This is a genomic window from Desulfovibrio sp. DV (assembly GCF_001936595.1).
Lineage (GTDB): Bacteria > Desulfobacterota > Desulfovibrionia > Desulfovibrionales > Desulfovibrionaceae > Solidesulfovibrio.
Window position 1 is genome coordinate 14,210 of record NZ_MLBG01000016.1, and the last position, 16,370, is coordinate 30,579.

Annotated in this window: 16 protein-coding genes and 1 pseudogene; 12 read left to right on the forward strand and 5 right to left on the reverse strand. The window is 64.6% G+C overall.

Going from position 1 to position 16,370, the window contains the following annotated elements; all coding sequences use genetic code 11:
• Positions 1-78: 78 nt before the first annotated feature.
• A complete protein-coding gene (locus tag DVDV_RS06065; RefSeq protein ID WP_075353815.1) occupies positions 79-750 on the reverse strand; it encodes a metallophosphoesterase family protein in 672 nt (223 codons plus the stop codon).
• On the opposite strand from DVDV_RS06065, the gene DVDV_RS06070 reads away from it, so the two are divergent.
• Positions 722-1,462 carry a 5-formyltetrahydrofolate cyclo-ligase gene (locus DVDV_RS06070; protein WP_083634674.1) on the forward strand — a complete coding sequence of 247 codons (741 nt, stop codon included), beginning with the start codon at positions 722-724 and terminating at the stop codon, positions 1,460-1,462. The genes DVDV_RS06065 and DVDV_RS06070 overlap by 29 nt on opposite strands.
• Positions 1,459-2,183, forward strand: a pseudogene (locus tag DVDV_RS06075) (polyphenol oxidase family protein). The gene DVDV_RS06070 and the pseudogene DVDV_RS06075 overlap by 4 nt, the downstream one beginning before the upstream one ends.
• On the opposite strand, the gene DVDV_RS06080 reads toward DVDV_RS06075, so the two are convergent.
• From DVDV_RS06080 to DVDV_RS06090, 3 genes are all read right to left on the reverse strand, one after another.
• On the reverse strand, positions 2,180-3,532 hold the full coding sequence (locus DVDV_RS06080; protein WP_075353817.1) for an HD domain-containing phosphohydrolase: 1,353 nt from the start codon (positions 3,530-3,532) through the stop codon (positions 2,180-2,182). The pseudogene DVDV_RS06075 and the gene DVDV_RS06080 overlap by 4 nt on opposite strands.
• Entirely contained in the window at positions 3,525-4,454 is a 930-nt protein-coding gene (locus DVDV_RS06085) for a TIGR01777 family oxidoreductase (RefSeq protein WP_075353818.1), read from the reverse strand. Before DVDV_RS06085 ends, DVDV_RS06080 begins: the two co-directional genes overlap by 8 nt.
• Positions 4,455-4,532: 78 nt before the next feature.
• Positions 4,533-5,123 carry a DUF4390 domain-containing protein gene (locus DVDV_RS06090; protein WP_254845276.1) on the reverse strand — a complete coding sequence of 197 codons (591 nt, stop codon included), beginning with the start codon at positions 5,121-5,123 and terminating at the stop codon, positions 4,533-4,535.
• Between the two features lie 126 nt (positions 5,124-5,249).
• Here DVDV_RS06090 and DVDV_RS06095 point away from each other — a divergent pair, with 126 nt between their 5' ends.
• The gene (locus tag DVDV_RS06095) at positions 5,250-5,714 is read left to right on the forward strand and encodes a 23S rRNA (pseudouridine(1915)-N(3))-methyltransferase RlmH (RefSeq protein ID WP_075353819.1); all 465 of its coding nucleotides are present in this window, start codon (positions 5,250-5,252) and stop codon (positions 5,712-5,714) included.
• Between the two features lie 21 nt (positions 5,715-5,735).
• Positions 5,736-5,966, forward strand: a complete 231-nt coding sequence (locus DVDV_RS06100) for a hypothetical protein (protein WP_075353820.1) — start codon at positions 5,736-5,738, stop codon at positions 5,964-5,966.
• Here DVDV_RS06100 and DVDV_RS06105 read toward each other — a convergent pair.
• Positions 5,927-6,622: a 16S rRNA (guanine(527)-N(7))-methyltransferase RsmG gene (locus DVDV_RS06105; RefSeq protein ID WP_075353821.1), complete on the reverse strand. Its 696-nt coding sequence runs from the start codon at positions 6,620-6,622 to the stop codon at positions 5,927-5,929. The two genes, DVDV_RS06100 and DVDV_RS06105, sit on opposite strands and share 40 nt — an antisense overlap.
• Before the next feature lie 98 nt (positions 6,623-6,720).
• Between DVDV_RS06105 and DVDV_RS06110 the strand changes: the two genes are divergently transcribed.
• The 8 genes from DVDV_RS06110 to DVDV_RS06145 all read left to right on the forward strand — a co-directional run bounded on the left by DVDV_RS06110 (position 6,721) and on the right by DVDV_RS06145 (position 16,368).
• Complete coding sequence (locus DVDV_RS06110; protein ID WP_075353822.1) at positions 6,721-7,671, forward strand: ACP S-malonyltransferase; 951 nt, start codon at positions 6,721-6,723, stop codon at positions 7,669-7,671.
• A 4-nt stretch (positions 7,672-7,675) separates the two neighbouring features.
• Positions 7,676-9,331, forward strand: coding sequence for an arginine--tRNA ligase (gene argS, locus DVDV_RS06115; RefSeq protein WP_075353823.1), 1,656 nt, complete (start codon positions 7,676-7,678; stop codon positions 9,329-9,331).
• Between the two features lie 56 nt (positions 9,332-9,387).
• Positions 9,388-10,146 (forward strand): SPOR domain-containing protein, encoded by a 759-nt coding sequence (locus DVDV_RS06120; protein WP_075353824.1) that lies wholly within the window; start codon positions 9,388-9,390, stop codon positions 10,144-10,146.
• A gap of 48 nt (positions 10,147-10,194) precedes the next feature.
• On the forward strand, positions 10,195-10,749 hold the full coding sequence (locus tag DVDV_RS06125; protein ID WP_043631488.1) for a pyruvoyl-dependent arginine decarboxylase: 555 nt from the start codon (positions 10,195-10,197) through the stop codon (positions 10,747-10,749).
• Between the two features lie 67 nt (positions 10,750-10,816).
• A complete protein-coding gene (gene nth, locus DVDV_RS06130; RefSeq protein WP_075353825.1) occupies positions 10,817-11,449 on the forward strand; it encodes an endonuclease III in 633 nt (210 codons plus the stop codon).
• Positions 11,450-11,524: 75 nt separating this feature from the next.
• Positions 11,525-14,398 carry a fused MFS/spermidine synthase gene (locus DVDV_RS06135; protein WP_075353826.1) on the forward strand — a complete coding sequence of 958 codons (2,874 nt, stop codon included), beginning with the start codon at positions 11,525-11,527 and terminating at the stop codon, positions 14,396-14,398.
• Positions 14,399-14,509: 111 nt separating this feature from the next.
• Complete coding sequence (yedF, locus tag DVDV_RS06140) at positions 14,510-15,115, forward strand: sulfurtransferase-like selenium metabolism protein YedF (protein WP_075353827.1); 606 nt, start codon at positions 14,510-14,512, stop codon at positions 15,113-15,115.
• Positions 15,116-15,234: 119 nt separating this feature from the next.
• The gene (locus DVDV_RS06145) at positions 15,235-16,368 is read left to right on the forward strand and encodes a HAMP domain-containing sensor histidine kinase (protein WP_075353828.1); all 1,134 of its coding nucleotides are present in this window, start codon (positions 15,235-15,237) and stop codon (positions 16,366-16,368) included.
• Positions 16,369-16,370: the final 2 nt, after the last annotated feature.

A 16,370-nucleotide genomic window follows, 5' to 3' on the forward strand; every position in this document is an offset into this window, starting at 1 on the left:
GCCGCCCCACGCCGACGGATCAAAGCCACCCCTGGCCGGCTCAAGGGCACTTCCCTGGCGCTCTGGCGTCGGTGAGGGTCATACGATGCGGCACAGACGGGCGCTGAGGCCTTCCGGTCCCAGTTCGATGCGGGCGTAGCCGCCGGCGGCCAGGGCCCCGGGATTGACGACGACAGTGCGGCCCAGGGTGTCCATGGCCGTGGACTCGTGAATATGGCCGGTCAGGCAGACATCAGGCTGGACGCGCTCGATAAAATCCCGCACGGCCCGGCTGCCCACATGGGTCCCTGCCCCCACCCTGTCGGTTGCGGTGCCAAGGGGCGGCGTGTGGGAAACAAGCACCAGATGCGGGCAATGGGCCACTGTCTCGTAGGCCGCCTCAAGCCAGGCCCCAATCCGGTCCTCACCGGCCTCGCTCGGAGTGCCAAAGGGCGTCGGCGTGGACCAGCCGCAGCCGAAAAAGCCCACACCCTGGGCGGTGACCCGGCCGGTGGCGTGGATGTTTATGCCTTCCCCGGTGAGGTAGGCGTCCACCTCGGCCTTGTCCATGTTGCCGATCTGGGCCAGGATGACCGGGTTGACGCCGCGAATGGCCTCGATGACCCGTTTGGCCGCAGCCACGCCGCCCTTGATGGTCAGATCGCCGCTAACGACAATGCCCGAGGCGCTGTCGAGGTCGGGGATCCGCCGAAGGAGCGAAATATCGTCGTGGATGTCGCCCATGCCTAGCCAAAATGCCCTGCCGGTCATCACTGCCTCCATCAGCCGGGTATGCACCCCCGCCCTTCCCTTGGCGGGATTCGCTTGCTACTATGAAACGGTTGTGAAAACATTGCAACCAGATCAACCCGCCATAAGCGACCAGAAGCGCAGCCTATCCGCCGCCAAGGACGACCTGCGCCGACAGATGCTGGCCGGGCGTGCCGCCTTGGCCGAGACTGATGCGTCGTTGGCCAGCCAAGCCGTGGCCGCGCAGGTGTTCTCCCTGCCCGCCTACCGCAATGCCCGGGAAATTGCCGCCTATCTGCCCATTAAAAACGAAGTGGACGCCGCACTTGTGGCCGAAAAGGCCCTGGCCGACGGCAAACGCCTGCTCCTGCCCCGCTGTCGCAACGACGCCCCCGGGCTGCTTGATCTGGGCTGTGTCTCCTGCCTGTCCGATGTCGTAGCCGGCCGCTTTGGCATCCTGGAACCCCGGCAGGCCCTCTGTCGCCCCCCAGAAGCCTTTGCCCCGGACCTGATCCTGGTTCCCGGGCTGGCTTTCGATCGGCGCGGCAACCGGCTGGGCTTTGGCGGCGGCTACTACGACCGGCTGCTGGCCCTGCCCATGGCTGCAGCTGCCTTCGTCGTCGGCCTGGGCTACGCCTTCCAACTGGTCGACCACCTTCCAGCCGAGCCGTGGGACCGGCCGGTCAACGCCGTTGTCACCGACCGGCAAACCCTCCTCGTGCCGCCATTATGAACACCATTCCCTTTGTCTTTCCCGACATCCCGAATGTGGCCTGCGCCTTTGGCCTGGGTCCGGACACCATGGCCTTTGCCGGCGGCGCCGATCCGGCCGCTGTGACGGCGCTGCGCACCGCTCTCAAAGGCGAACTGGGCTTTGCCGCCTGGCATTCGCTGCGTCAGGTGCATGGCGTGGATATGATTTTCGAGCCGGAATTCGAGACCCTCGCCCGTCCGAGCATCGAGGCCGGCGACGGCATGACCGAAACCCGTCCGGGCCATGCCCTGGCCATCAAGACGGCCGACTGCCAGCCGGTGCTGCTCGCCCATGCCTCAGGGCGCTACATCATGGCCCTGCATGTGGGCTGGCGGGGCAATGTCCAGGATTTCTGCGCCCGGGCCGTGCGCTCGTTTTGCGTGCGCTACGGGCTTTCCCCGCACGAGCTTTCGGCCGTACGCGGCCCGAGCCTTGGCCCGGGGGAGTCGCAGTTCACCGCCTTTGACAGCGAATTTGGCGAGGCCTTTCGGCCCTACTACGACCACCGCACATGCCGGGTCGATCTGTGGCGTCTCACCCGGGACCAACTCATTGCCGCCGGCCTGGACCGGGATCGCATCTTTGCCCTGGACCTGTGCACCAAAAGCCTGCCGCAGTTTTTTCCTACCGCCGCGACAAAACCACCGGCCGCCAGGCCAGCCTCATCTGGATCAGGGAACAGGAAAATCCGGTGACCTAGAGCTGGTAGCCTTCGCGCAAAAAAAGCTCCAGGCAGCAGTCGACCACGTCAGGGTCGTAGAGGCGTCCCCGGCCGGACCGTATTTCGGCCAACGACGCCTCGCGCCCCGGGGCCGCCCGGTAGGGGCGATGGGAATTCATGGCCTCGATCACGTCGGCCACGGCCAGGATGCGCGAGGCCAGAAGCACTGCGTCCGCTCCCAGGTGGCCGGGATAGCCCGAACCGTCCATGCGCTCGTGGTGTTCCAGGACCATACGGGCCACTGGCCAGGGGAAGGGGATGCTCTTGAGGATTTCGTAGCCGACGGCGCTGTGGTCGTGGACAATGCCCATTTCCATGGCATTTAAGGCCTCAGGCTTGGCCAGAATTTCGGCCGGCACATGGATCTTGCCGATATCATGGACCAGACCGGCCACCCGGACGCCTTCGCAGGCCTCCTCGGGCAGGCCGAGCCGGACCGCCAGAGCGGCGGCCAGATGGGACACCCGCTGCTGATGCCCGGCAGTGAAGGGATCACGCTTTTCCGAGGTGACGGTCAGGGCGTTGACGGTTTCGGCCAGGGCGCAGCGCAGATTGGCCACGGAATCGCGCAAGGCCTGCTCGGCCATGAGGCGTTGGCTGACATCGCGAAAGACCACCACCGTGCCGATACTGCCCCCCTGTGCGTCCAGGATGGGCGAGGTGGTCTGCTCCACCGGCACATCACGGCCGCCCGGACAGTGCAGCACGGCCTGCTCCCGCCCCGTCGGCCCATCGGCCTCGCCCGGGGTGGCTCGGTACACCGCCTCCAGGGGCTGGCCGACAATGGCCGCGGCCGCGACCCCCAGCAGCGTTTCAGCCGCCGGATTGACGAACACGACCTGGCCGGTTTCGTCCGTGGTGAGCAGGCCTTCGCCCAGGCACTTGAGGGTGATGGCTGTCAGCCGCTCGGTCTTGGCCAGTTTGCGTTCCATGCGCGATTTGTACAGGGCGATTTCCAGGGCGCTTTGCAGTTCGCGCTCCTCGAAGGGCTTTATCAGATAGCCGTACGGACCGGCTGCACCGGCCCGGCGCAGGGTGGCCCGGTCGGAATGGGCGGTCAAAAACACCACCGGTGCGGCGTAGCGTTCCCGGATAAGGGTCGCCGCATCCACGCCGTCCATCTTGCCGGCCAGGATGATGTCCATGAGGATCATATCCGGGGCGAGTTCCCCGACCAGCCGCACGGCTTCCTCGCCGCTATCGGCAATGCCGGCCACGGTATAGCCCAGGCGGGTCAGCCGATGGCGTACGTCGATGGCCACCACGGCCTCATCCTCGACAACGAGGATGCGGGCTGCGCTGGTCGTGTCCGAATCGGTATCAGGCATGGGAGGCGTCCGGGCCGCTGAGGATGTCGGCCAGGGCAGCGGCGATGGTTGGGAAACGGAAGGAAAACCCGAGTCGCAGCAACTTCTCGGGCACGATGCGGGCACTTTGCAAAAAGAGTTCCCGGCCCATCTGGCCAAGAGTCAGGCGCAGCACCGTCTCCGGCAGCCGCAGCCGGGCCGGACGGTCCAGGGCATGGCCCAGGGCGGCGGCCAGATCGTTTTGGGTCAGGGCGTCGGGAGCGGCCAGATTATAGGGGCCCGAGGCCTCCTCGCACTCCAGGAGGAAGCGGATGGCCCGGACCTCGTCGTCGAGATGCACCCAGGGAAACCACTGGCGTCCCGATCCCAGTGGACCGCCGAGAAAAAAACGGTACGGCAGGAGCATCCGGGGCAGAGCCCCGCCGTCCCGGCCGAGGACCACGGCCGTGCGCAAAACGACCCGGCGCAGGCCAAGCGTCGTTGCGGCCGCAGTGGAGGCTTCCCACTGCCCGGCCACATCGGCCAGAAAACCGCTTCCCCGGGGAGCGTCTTCCGCGGCCGGGGCCTCGCCCGTGTCGCCGTAATACCCGACAGCCGAGCCTTGGAGCAGCACCGACGGCCTGCGCTCCACGCGGGCCAACGCGTCCATGACGGCCCGGCCGGCAGCCAGGCGGCTTTCAAGAATGCGGGCCTTCCTGGCTTCGGTCCAATAGCCCGAGGCAATGTTCTCCCCGGCCAGATTGACCAGGGCGAACGCGCCGTCAAGGTGGTGGGCAAAGCCCTGCCCGCTCTTCCCGTCAAAGGGGGCGAAGACCACGCCGCCGGCCGGCCGCCGGTTCCCGCCGCTACGCGAGACGACCACGACCTCGTGCCCTTCCCCGACCAGGGAATGGGTCAATGCCCGACCAATAAAGCCCGAGCCGCCGAGGATGACCACGCGCATACAGGAGCCTCCCAGCCGCACTATGGCGGCTGAAGCCATTATACGTGATCCCGGGAGGATGGCAACTGACAGGCGGGTTCAGTAGGTGAAGTCAAGCTGGTAGGAAACAGGGCGGGCGGCGTCGAAGGACCAGAAAAAAAGGCCGTTTTTGAGCCACGGGGAAACATCCGGGCGTCCAAGGGCCAAATCGAGGGTGAGCACATAGGTGACTCCCCGCTCCAGACGATCCCAGGAGCCGAGGTCAATCAGTATTTCATTTAAATGCTTGCGAAAAAGTGCACCCAGATCCTTGTCAGCCATGGGACCCTGGCTTGGCAGGGTGACTACGAATTCACCGCTTTTCAGTCGGCGCAATTCACTTGCCCAGGTCGCAAAGCTCACTTCCTGGTCCCAGACATAGTCGCGCTTCTGGGCCAGCCTGGCCCGGCAATAGAGCGACAGGCGTTCGCCGGAGGCCAAAAACTGGCTGATGCGCTCAAGGCCCGACGGTTCAATGCCAAAGCGCACCCGAATGCGGCCTTCGTAGTTGTTGAGCACCAGATTGGTCAGGAGCAGTTCCTGGGCCCAAGCCGGGGAAAGTGCGCCAGAAAAGGCGGCCATGGTCACAACCAGGGCAATGATGCCGGCAACGCACCGAAGCTTTCTGCCCATATCCACCAGAAACGACATGCCTCTCCCGATCAACCTGTATTCATGTCAGGCGCATATCGGCCTAATCCAAGGCGGCCGCTTTGACAACTGCCCGTCCCCTCGGCTAACACCCCGCGAAAGCCAGCCCATCGGACGCAGACCTCCATGAAACCGATTCGCCTCATCGTCATCGGCCAGACCAAGGCCCCGTATTTTCGCGACGCCTGCGCCCATTACCTGGACGCCTTGCGCCGCTATCTGCCGGCCAAGGAGGAGGTGGTGCGCGACGGCAAATCCGCCGACCCGTTGCGGCGAAAGGCCGAGGAGGCCAAGAGCCTGCTGGCGCGCCTTGGTCCCCGCGATTTCCTTGTCGTCCTCGACGAACACGGCCGCTCCCTGCCTTCGCGGGAACTGGCCGGCAGACTGCAAGGCATGGTCGAGGACCCGGGCCGGGCCCCGTGCTTTGTCATTGGCGGCGCATTCGGCCTGGACGGCCCCGTCCTTGCCCGGGCCGACCTCACCCTGGCCCTGGGTCCGGGCACCTTGCCCCACGAACTGGCCCGGGTGGTCCTTTACGAACAACTCTACCGGGCAGCGGCCATCAATGCCGGCGCTCCCTATCACCACTAACACATCCAGGCGGTGCCAGCCATGCCCCTGCCCCTCATTGATGCCAACTACCTGACCAAACTGCGCCAATATTTCGAATCCGGCGACCTGGCTTTCGACTTTGAAAACGCCTCCGAGGCCGACAAAGGCGAAATCCTGGATTTCCTGGAAACGCTTATGGATCTGGCCGAGGTGGCCGACGCCACGGCCACCCGCCTCATCTTCAAGGACGCCTACATGGAGGCGGCCGAGGGCGTAAACAGCGACATATAGCGGGTCTTGCCGGCAACGACATAGCTCCCGGCGGCGGCCACGGCAAACTCCGGGGGCGTTTCATGGGCCGGCGTCGGCGAGCCGGTCATGGTCAGGACGGCCATGGGCCGGCGCACGAGCCCCCGGCAGATGCCCAGAAACTGCGGCCAGGGGGCAAAGGCCCGGCTCACACACAGGACAAAAATATCGGGCCGGGCGGCCAGAATCGGCGGCACCGTGGCCTCCACCCGCCCCTCGGCCACGGTCATGCCGGCAAGGCCCAGACGGGCCACGGCCTCGCCCAGAAAAATGGAGCGCTTTTGCCTGGCCTCGAGCAGCGCATACTCCCCCCGATTGAAAAAAGCCCGCAGCGGGATGCCCGGCAAGCCGGCCCCGGCCCCGAAATCAAGCGTCAACAGGGGCTCGCCGGCCGGCGGCAGGACATCCGCTCCGGGCCCGGCGAGAAAATCGGCCACATGCCAGGAGTCGGCCACCAGGGTGGCCAGGATTTCCTGCCACTGCGACGGCCCGACCAGATTGACCTTGCTGCTCCAGCGGCCAAGCAGCGCCAGATAGCCCGCGAGCAATCCGGCTTCCTGCGGGCCCAGTTCCCGGCCGAGCCGGGCCGCCTCACGCCTGACGGCCGCTGCGTCCGGCCCCGTTTGTCCTTGCCTCATCCGCTCCTCCCTGTCTAAATTGACCATTGCACATTTGAGCCCGTTGCTCTACCAATCGCGGCCGAAATGACGCGAAAAGCTCTTAAGGAGAGTCGAACGTGAGCGCAACCCAAAACCGCCTGGCTGTTTTGTTCCCCGGCCAGGGTTCCCAGGAAAAAGGCATGGGCCGCGCCCTGGCCGAGACTTCGGCCGAGGCGGCCGAACTGTGGCTGATGGCGGAAAAGGCGAGCGGCCTGCCGCTGCGCGAAATATATTGGGACGGCGACGAGGCGGCCATGGCCGACACGCGCTGCCTGCAGCCGGCCATGACCGCCGTGACGCTCGGCCTGTGGTTTCATCTCAAATCGAAACTGTCCCCGCTGGCGGGGTTTGCCGGCCATAGCCTGGGCGAATACGCTGCCCTGGCCGCCTCGGGTATGCTCGAGGTGCCGGCGGTATTTGAACTGACCAGCCTTCGCGGCCGGCTCATGGCCGAGGCTGACGGCGGCGACGGCAAGATGGCCGCCGTGCTGAAGCTTTCCCTGGACGACATCGAGGACGTGGTGCGTGAGGCGGCCCGGGCCACCAGCCAGGTGCTCCTTATCGCCAATTACAATTCCCCGGGCCAGTTCGTCATTTCCGGCGCAGCCCCGGCTGTCGAGGCGGCCGGCGTCCTGGTCAAGGAGCGCAAGGGCCGGGCCGTGCCCCTGGCGGTCAGCGGCGCTTTCCACAGCCCGCTTATGGCCGAACCGGCGGCCGAACTGGAAAAAGTCCTGCGCCGCAGCGGGCTTCGCGCTCCGGTAGTGGCCCCGGTCTTTCACAACGTCACCGGCGCGCCCGAGCCGGACGGGGCCAAGGCCCTGGAACTGATGTGCCGGCAGATGACCTCGCAGGTGCGCTGGATCGACACCGTTGCCGGCTTGTGGCAGGCCGGTGCGCGCACCTTTGTCGAGCTTGGCCCCAAGGGTGTCCTGACCAAGCTTCTGGCCGCCAACCTCAAAGAGGCCGGCGAACCCTACACCGCCCTGGCCGTGGCCTCGCCTGCCGACGCCGCCGCCCTGGAGGCCTGATTCTATGCGCGCCACCGAGATTTTGCGGGGTTTGCTCGAAAGCGCCCTGGCGACCCACGGCATCCCCTGGCCGGCCAAGACCACCATTGAGCCGCCCCGGGACAGGGCCCACGGCGATCTGGCCACCAACGTGGCCATGATGGCCGCCAAGGCTGCCAAAAAACCGCCTCGCGAGCTGGCCGAGACCCTGCGTGAGGCTCTGGCTGCCGATCCCCGGCTGGCCGACGTCAGCGTGGCCGGTCCGGGCTTTCTCAATGTGACCCTGAGCCCGGCTTTCTGGCAGGAAACCGTCCTGGACATTGCCCGCGCCGCCGCCGGCTACGGCCTGCTGACCATCGGCCAGGGGGTCAAGATCCAGGTGGAATTCGTTTCGGCCAACCCCACCGGACCGCTCCATATCGGCCACGGGCGCGGCGCGGCCGTGGGCGACTGCCTGGCCCGGGTGCTGCGGGCCGCCGGCTTCACTGTCGAGACCGAATACTACATCAACGACGCCGGCCGGCAGATGCGCATCCTTGGCCAGTCGATCCTCTACCGCTGCCGGGAGCTCTTGGGCGAGACCGTGGCCGAACCCGAGGATTACTACCGGGGCGACTACGTCAAGGATCTGGCCCGGGAGCTTGTCGACACCCACGGCCGCACCCTGCTGGCCATGCCCGAAGACGAGGCAACCGACCTGTGCCGCCTGCACGGCGAGCGGGAAATCCTGGCCGGCATCAAAAAGGATCTGGAAGACTTCCGGGTCCACCACGACGTCTGGTTCCCGGAATCGAACCTGCTCAAGGCCGGAGCCGTGGATGCCACCTTTGCCGAACTGCGCGACAAAAAGCTGGCCTTTGACCAGGACGGTGCCTTCTGGTTCGCCACCACCGCCTTTGGCGACGACAAGGACCGGGTGCTGGTCAAATCCGGCGGTGAACTGACCTATTTCGCCTCGGATATAGCCTACCACGCCGACAAGTTCCGCCGGGGCTTTGATGTGGTGGTGGACATCTGGGGCGCCGACCACCATGGCTACGTGCCGCGCATGAAGGCCTGCGTGGCCGCCCTTGGACGTGATCCCGAAACGAGCCTCAAGGTCATCCTGGTCCAGCTCGTCAACCTGCTCAAAGGCGGCGAACAGATTGCCATGTCCACCCGGGCCGGCAAGTTCGAGACCCTGGCCGACGTGGTGGCCGAAGTCGGGGCCGATGCGGCCCGTTTCATGTTCCTGTCGCGCAAATCCGACAGCCACCTGGACTTCGACCTTGATGCGGTCAAGGAAAAGTCCATGGACAACCCGGTCTACTACGTCCAGTATGCCCACGCGCGGGTGCGCTCGCTTTTTGCCAAGGCGGCCGAGCGGGGATTGACCGTGCCTGCGGCCGACAGCCAACTGTTGGCGCGCCTGACCACCACCGAGGATCTTGAGCTGTTAAAACTCCTCGAACAGTACCCGGACACCGTGGCTGCCGCCGCCCGGTCCTTTTCGCCGCATCTGGTCAGCTTTTACCTGCGCGATCTGGCCGCCCGGCTGCACCGCTACTACACCATAAATCCGGTGCTGACCGCCGGCGACGAAGGGCTTGCCGCCGCCCGGCTGCGGCTGCTTGAGGCCGTGGCCCAGGTGCTGCGAAACGGCCTTGGCCTGCTTGGCGTATCCGCTCCGGACAGCATGTAACCGTCTTGACATCGCCTCGCGTTTAGCCCTTATCTCTCGGCGAGGAACCGTGCCCCATGAAGCTTTTAAGCAGACTCAACGTGTCCCGTGAAAACGGCGGACCGCGCAAGTTCACCTTCGAGATCAGCATGTCCGGCGTCATATCCGTCGGCATCGTGGTGGTCCTTGGCATGTGCTGGGTATTCATTCTCGGCATCCTGGTCGGCCGGGGCTACCGGCCCGAGGCGGCCGTGCCGCAGATCGCCCAGATGATGCCTACCACCGAGGCCAAGATGCCGGACAATACCACGTCCCAGGCCCCGCCCTCGGTGCTTAAGCCCGAAGACCTCCAGTTCATGGAAGAGGTCCACAACCAGCCGGGTGCCGAGGCTCCCGACACTCCGGCCAAACCTGCGGCAGAGTCCAAAAAGCAGGCTGCGCCCCAAAAGCCGCATGAGCAGACCGAGGTGCGCCCGGTGCCCGGGGCGGCGGCGGCCGTGCCCCCGGCCCAGAACCGGCCGGCGGCCAAACAGGCGGCCGAGGATGCCAGGACCGCAGCCAAGGTCGATCCAAAGACACCCTTCGACAAGAAAGCGCCGCTGCGCTATACTGCCACGTATCAGGTTGCCTCGTTCCCTGGCCGGGAACAGGCCCAAGCCCATGTCAAAGCCTTGGCCAAAAAGGGCGTCACCGCTTCGGTGGCCGAGGCAAAGTCCAATAACACCCCGGTTTTCCGGGTCAATGTCCAGCTCAAAGGGTCTGACGCGGAAATCGCCGATGCCCTCAAGCGGACCGGTGAAAAAGGCCCTATACTTCTCGGCAAAAAACCCTTATGAGGATTCCCCGCTTTCGCGGCAAATCTGAGTGCATAAAGAGGACTGCCCATGCTTCCAGGCTCTTCCGTTCCCACCAAGGCGTTTTTCACCAAGGGCGTCGGCCGCCACAAAAACAAGCTGCAGTCTTTCGAGCTGGCGCTTCGTGAGGCTGGCATTGAAAAGCTGAACTTGGTTTACGTGTCGAGCATTTACCCGCCCCATTGCCAGTTGCTCACCCCGGAAGAGGGCGTCAAGCTGCTAAGCCCCGGGCAGATCACCTTCTGCGTTATGGCGCGAAATGCTACCGACGAAAAAAACCGCCTTGTCGGCTCTGCCGTGGGCATGGCCTTCCCGGCTGACAAGTCGAACTACGGCTACATCTCCGAGCACACCGGCTTTGGCTCTGAAGAGCAGGAGATTGGCGACTTTGCCGAGGATCTGGCCTCCACCATGCTGGCCACCACCCTTGGCATCGACTTTGACCCCGAGACGGCCTACGACGAACGTCGCCAGACCTATCTCATGAGCGGCAAAATCATTGACTCCGCCTCCATGCCCTGCGTCACCACCGGTGAAACAGGCATGTGGACCACGACCATTTCGGCGGTGGTGTTCATCCCCTAGCCCTTATGGGATTTCCCTGGGCACCCCTTGCCTGGCCGGCAGCCGCGCCCATCCGGAGACTCCGGTAATGGACGCGGCTGCACGGGCCACGCTCATTCATACCCGGCTCAAGTCAGTCTACCCTGACCCCAAGCCGGCTCTTGTCCATCGCAACGCCTACGAACTCCTCGTGGCCACGGTGCTTGCCGCCCAGTGCACCGATGCCCGGGTCAATACCGTCACGCCCGAATTTTTCCGCCGCTGGCCTGACCCCGCCGCCCTGTCCCGGGCTGCGGTGGCCGAGGTCGAAGCCGTTGTCCATGCCACGGGTTTTTTTCGGCAAAAGGCCAAGAATCTGGTGGCCGCCGCCAACATCCTCGTCGCCCGCCACGGCGGCGCCGTCCCGGCCAGCATGGCCGCACTCACCGCCCTGCCCGGAGTCGCCCGCAAGACCGCCAATATCGTTTTGTCCAATGCCCTGGGCATTAACGAGGGCATCGCCGTTGACACCCACGTGCGCCGACTGGCCTTCCGTATGGGCTTGACGACATCGGAAAACCCGGTCATCATTGAAAAAGATTTGATGCCGCTGTTTGCGCGAAACGACTATGGGGAGATCAACCACCTGCTCGTCCTGTTCGGACGCGACGTGTGCAAGGCCCGCTCCCCCCGCTGCCACAGCTGCATCCTGGATGATATCTGCCCCAAAATCGGGGTTTGACCGCCCTATGCCCATGCGACGACGCCCGGGACGTTCCCCCTGCCGATCCGGCGTCGGTCCACCCCGAGGCCCCCTATGCCAGCCATGACCGCTTCTCCCGCTGCCTCGCGCAGCGACCGACTGGTCCTTGTCGCCGTGTTCCTGGTTTCCGGAGCATCGGCTCTTCTTTTCGAAACCCTGTGGTTCCATCTGGCCGGGTTGACCTTTGGCGTCGGCATCCATGCCAGCGCCCTGGTCCTGTCGAGCTTCATGGGCGGGCTGGCTCTCGGCAACGCGCTCATTTCCCGGTTTGGCCGCGACGTCACCGACCCGGTGCGCTTTTACGCCGTCATGGAACTGCTGGTCGGCCTGTGGGGGGCGCTGCTCGTCGTTTGTTTCCCCATGCTTTCGGTCTGGCTCGGCGCCATGCTCCATCCGGCCCTGGATACGCCGCCGCTGCTCAACACCTTGCGGTTCGCCTTTTCCTTCCTGCTCTTCCTGCTGCCGGCCACGGCCATGGGCGTGACCCTGCCCCTTCTGGTCAAAGCCCTGGCCCGGCGTCCCGGCGAATTCGGCAAGGCGCTGGGACGGCTTTACGGCGTCAACACCCTGGGGGCCTGCCTGGGGGCGCTCCTTGGCGAGGCCGTGCTCATAGCCCCTCTTGGACTGGTCGGCACCGGGCTGTTCGCTGCCGGGCTCAATGTGCTGGCGGCGGTGGGCGCCTTGAGCATTGCCGCACGCTTCCGGGACGAACCGGTTCGCCAGGACGCCCCGGCCAAACCCGCCCCGGCCCCGCTCACCGGCCGGGCCAGACGGCTCCTTTTGGCCGGTTTCCTGGCCGGGGCCGGCTTTCTGGCCCTGGAAGTGGTCTGGACCCGCTTTTTGCAACTGTTCGTGCGCTCAACCAGTCTGGCCTTTGCCGTCATGCTGTCGGTGATCCTGGCCGGCATCGGCCTTGGCGGCATGTTCGCCGGGTGGTGGCTGCGCCGGGAGGCTGACGGCCGGCGCATCACCGCTCCCCTGGCCCTGCTGGTGGCTGCTGCGGCCCTGGCCTCGTTCCGGCTGTTTGAAGCCGCTTCCGGGGTGTCCATCGCCGACTACCAGGCCCTGGACTGGCGGTATGTCGCCCTGCTCTCGGTCACCCTCATGTTTCCGGCCGCCTTTGTCTCGGGCATTCTCTTTACCGCCCTGGCCGAGGCCTTCCACCGCGAAGTGGGCGACCGGGCCCGGTCGGCCGGGCTGGTGGCCATGGCCAACACCCTGGGGGCCATGGCTGGACCGCTTTTGGCCGGATTTGTTCTGATCCCGGCCATGGGCATGGAAAAAACGCTGTTTCTCCTGTGCCTTCTCTATCTCCTGCCGGCGATGCTGTGCGCCGGGGACACGCCGCCCTGGCCCTCCTTTCGCACCAACCGCTTCCTGCAGGGAACTGTGGCTGCTTTCGCCCTGTTCCTGGCTCTTTTCCCGTTCGGGTCCATGCGGGACTACCTGAACCGGGCCTGCCTGGACTTCCTCAAGGACGGCGAAACCCTGCTTCGGACCGTGGAGGGCGTGGCCGGGACGCTTCAGTACCTGCGCAAGGATTACCTGGGCCAGCCGCTTTATTACCGGCTGGTCACCGACGGCTATTCGATGTCGTCCACGGACCGCAGCGCCCGGCGCTATATGAAGCTTTTCGGCTATTTCCCCGAAGCCGTGCTGCCAAATCCCAAATCCGCCCTGCTCATCTGCTTCGGCACGGGTTCGACCGCCACGGCCCTGGTCGAGGACAAGCGCCTGGAGCGTATCGACGTGGTGGACATTTCCCGCGACGTCCTGGCCGGCAGCAAGGTGGTCTATCCCCAGCCCGGCACCAATCCCCTGGATGATCCCCGGGTCACGGCCCACGTCGAGGACGGCCGGTTCTACCTCCTGGCCACGCGCCAGAAATTCGACATCATAACGGCCGAACCGCCGCCACCCATGATGGCCGGCGTGGTCAATCTCTATTCCCGGGAATACTTCGCACTCATGCGCGACCGCTTAAACGACGGCGGCATGGTCACCTATTGGCTGCCGGTGTTTGAGTTGTCCCCTGGCGACGCCAAGGCCATTCTCAAGGCGTTTAGCGAGGTCTTCGAGCATAGCTCCCTGTGGATGGGGGATAATTTCAACTGGATGATGGTTGGGGTCAAAAAGCCCAAAGGCCCCAAGCCGGCCGCTGATTTCCCGGCCCTGTGGACGACGGGTCCCACCGCCGAGGGGCTGCGCCAGATTGCCCTCGAGAAACCGGCCCAGCTCGGCGCGCTCTTCATGCTCGACGGCAAAGCCCTGGCCGACTACCTCGGCGACGCCAAGCCGCTGACCGACAACTATCCCAAACGCCTGACCGGCTACCCGGAAAACCCGCAAGCCCAGCAGCGCGATGTCGCCACCCACTATGCCCTTATGGACACCCTGGCCTCGCGGGAACGTTTTGCCCAGTCTGCCGAGGCCGAACTGCTCTTGCCGCCCCCGGTCAAGGCCGAAGCCGAGGGCTGGTTTGAGACGCAGCAGATCATGAATGTCTTTCTCAACAATATGATCCCGCCGCCGCCGCCGCTGCCTGCCGTCAATTACGTGCTGACGGGAACGGAGCTGACCGTTTTGCCGCTGTGGCTCATGAAATCCGATCCCAAAAAGGTCGAGATCGTGGAGAAGGCCCTGGCCGCCGGAATGCCGCCTTCAGCCGAAACCGAGTTTCAGCTCGGGGTCAAGGCCCTGGCCGAGCGCAACTATCTGCTGGCCGAAGCCAAGCTCAAGCGTTCCCAGGACCTGGGCTACCCAAGCAATCTCGCCCCGGCCCGGGTCTATATCCTGTGCATGGCCGGGATGCTCTCCCAGGCCGAGGAACTGGCCCGGAGCGCCTTCAAGGGCGCCCAAGCCAGCCCCTCTGCCCGGACCTACATGGAATGGCTGGCCACGACCTTCGGCTTTACCAGTCCGTTTTAGGGCTGCCATCAAAACTTTCGATCAAATAGGAAAGAAAGCATCACATCATTCGATTTGACCTGGACCTGGGCTCGTCGGCTACCTTGCGGCAAATCGTAAGGAGTGCACCCCATGGACAGATCGCTTGATTGCCGGGGACTGGCCTGTCCCGGTCCGGTTCTTTGTTGCAAGGAATGCGTCGAAAAAGAGGCCCCGTCCACCCTGACCATCACGGTCGACAATGAGGCGGCCCGGGAAAACGTCGCCCGGTTCCTGGGGATGCGCGGCTACGCCGTCACCGTGGCCGAGGCCTCGGGCGGGGTGTCCGTGTTGACAGCCACGGCCGGCGCGGCCGGCCCGGACACGGCCCCTGCACCGTCTGCCGCCACGGCCGAGACCGGAGCCAGGACCGTGGCCTTTCTGACCGCCGACACCATCGGCCGGGGGGATGAGACCCTTGGGGCCAAGCTCATGGTCAACTTCCTTGGCACCTTGCCGGAACTGGGCGACCGCCTGTGGCGTATTGTCCTGGTCAATGGCGCTGTCCGCCTGGCCGTTGCCGGCAGTCCGGCCCTGGACAAGCTCAAGGCCCTGGCCGAGGCCGGTGTATCCATCCTCGTGTGCGGCACCTGCCTGGACTTTTACGGCATTTTGGACAAGAAAGAGGTCGGCCAGACCACCAACATGCTCGATGTGGTCACGAGCCTTGACCTCGCGGACAAGATTATCCAAATTTAACAACAGGCTCTTTGCATGCGGGCCGTTGTCATCCAAGCGGCCCGTTATCCATCTTTTGGGGCGCAGCCCGACCCCTTGGAAGGTCGCCCCATGGCCGAAGCAGTCTTCAGGAATCAGCAATGCCGGACGAAACGCCCACCACCTTTTTTTTACCGGCCGAGCGTCTCGACCAAACCAGCATCGAACGCATCTCCAGGGAAATCGCCCGATCCCCTTCGGCCGTCACCTTGTCGCTGATGCCTCTGGCCATCCTCATCATCAATGATACCCGCCAGATCGTCTATGCCAACGCCCGCTTCCTTTCCCTGGCCAACCTGACCGACGAAAACGACGTCATCGGCCTCCGCATAGGCGAAGCCCTGGGCTGCGAACACGCCGACGACAATGCCGGAGGCTGCGGCACCACGCGGTTTTGCCAGTACTGCGGCGCGGCCCAGGCCGTTGTCAAAAGCCTGGAAGGGGATCGGGGCACCCAGGAATGTTCCATCAGCCGCACCACCAGCACCACCCTTGAAGCGCTCAATTTGCAAGTGTGGGCTGTACCCATGGTCATTGAGGGCCACAAGCTCGTCATCAATTCCATTCTCGACATTGCCCACGAAAAAGCCCTGCGTGGTTTCGAACGCATCTTTTTCCACGACATCATCAATGCCGTCACCGGCATCAAAGGCATTCACGACATCATGGCCTTTGACCTGCCCGTGGACTACACTGCCGAACTGGATCTGCTGCGCCGGGCCATTGACGACATCCAGGACATCGTCGAGACCCAGCGCGACTTCCTGGCGGTTGAAACCAAGGAATACCGCAACTCCTTTTCCTGGATTGAGACCCGCGAAGTCCTTACCTATCTCGCAGCCTATTGCCAGGCGTTCAATCCGGGCGGCAAGCGTCGTCTGGTCGTTGCCCCCGAAACCGTGGCCAGGACTTTTTCCTCAGACGCCCGCATCATCCAGCGCATCATGGTCAACATGATCAAAAATGCCCTGGAAGCCTCGGCTCCGGGCGAATGCGTGACCATCGGATGCGACGCGCCCAACGGAACCATCGTTTTCTGGGTGCACAATCCGGGGGCCTTGCCTGAGGAAACCCAAATGCGCATTTTTGAAAAAGGCTATTCCACCAAAGGTGAGGGACGGGGATTTGGCACCTACAGCATGCGTCTTTTTGCCCGACAATGCCTGGGAGCGGATGTGAGGTTCACATCCGCCTGCAGCGCCGGCACACGTTTTGAACTTGTGGTGCCGGTCTAGCG

Coding starts and splice junctions, on each gene's coding strand:
- DVDV_RS06085 (WP_075353818.1), bottom strand. CDS start 4,454: ATGCGCGTGGTCATCCTCGGCGGCTCGGGCTTTATTGGTCGGGCATTG.
- DVDV_RS06100 (WP_075353820.1), top strand. CDS start 5,736: ATGCCCCTGCCCCTCATTGATGCCAACTACCTGACCAAACTGCGCCAA.
- DVDV_RS06105 (WP_075353821.1), bottom strand. CDS start 6,622: ATGAGGCAAGGACAAACGGGGCCGGACGCAGCGGCCGTCAGGCGTGAG.
- DVDV_RS06125 (WP_043631488.1), top strand. CDS start 10,195: ATGCTTCCAGGCTCTTCCGTTCCCACCAAGGCGTTTTTCACCAAGGGC.
- DVDV_RS06135 (WP_075353826.1), top strand. CDS start 11,525: ATGCCAGCCATGACCGCTTCTCCCGCTGCCTCGCGCAGCGACCGACTG.
- DVDV_RS06080 (WP_075353817.1), bottom strand. CDS start 3,532: ATGCCTGATACCGATTCGGACACGACCAGCGCAGCCCGCATCCTCGTT.
- DVDV_RS06090 (WP_254845276.1), bottom strand. CDS start 5,123: ATGTCGTTTCTGGTGGATATGGGCAGAAAGCTTCGGTGCGTTGCCGGC.
- yedF (WP_075353827.1), top strand. CDS start 14,510: ATGGACAGATCGCTTGATTGCCGGGGACTGGCCTGTCCCGGTCCGGTT.
- DVDV_RS06145 (WP_075353828.1), top strand. CDS start 15,235: ATGCCGGACGAAACGCCCACCACCTTTTTTTTACCGGCCGAGCGTCTC.
- DVDV_RS06095 (WP_075353819.1), top strand. CDS start 5,250: ATGAAACCGATTCGCCTCATCGTCATCGGCCAGACCAAGGCCCCGTAT.
- argS (WP_075353823.1), top strand. CDS start 7,676: ATGCGCGCCACCGAGATTTTGCGGGGTTTGCTCGAAAGCGCCCTGGCG.
- nth (WP_075353825.1), top strand. CDS start 10,817: ATGGACGCGGCTGCACGGGCCACGCTCATTCATACCCGGCTCAAGTCA.
- DVDV_RS06065 (WP_075353815.1), bottom strand. CDS start 750: ATGACCGGCAGGGCATTTTGGCTAGGCATGGGCGACATCCACGACGAT.
- DVDV_RS06120 (WP_075353824.1), top strand. CDS start 9,388: ATGAAGCTTTTAAGCAGACTCAACGTGTCCCGTGAAAACGGCGGACCG.
- DVDV_RS06070 (WP_083634674.1), top strand. CDS start 722: ATGCCTAGCCAAAATGCCCTGCCGGTCATCACTGCCTCCATCAGCCGG.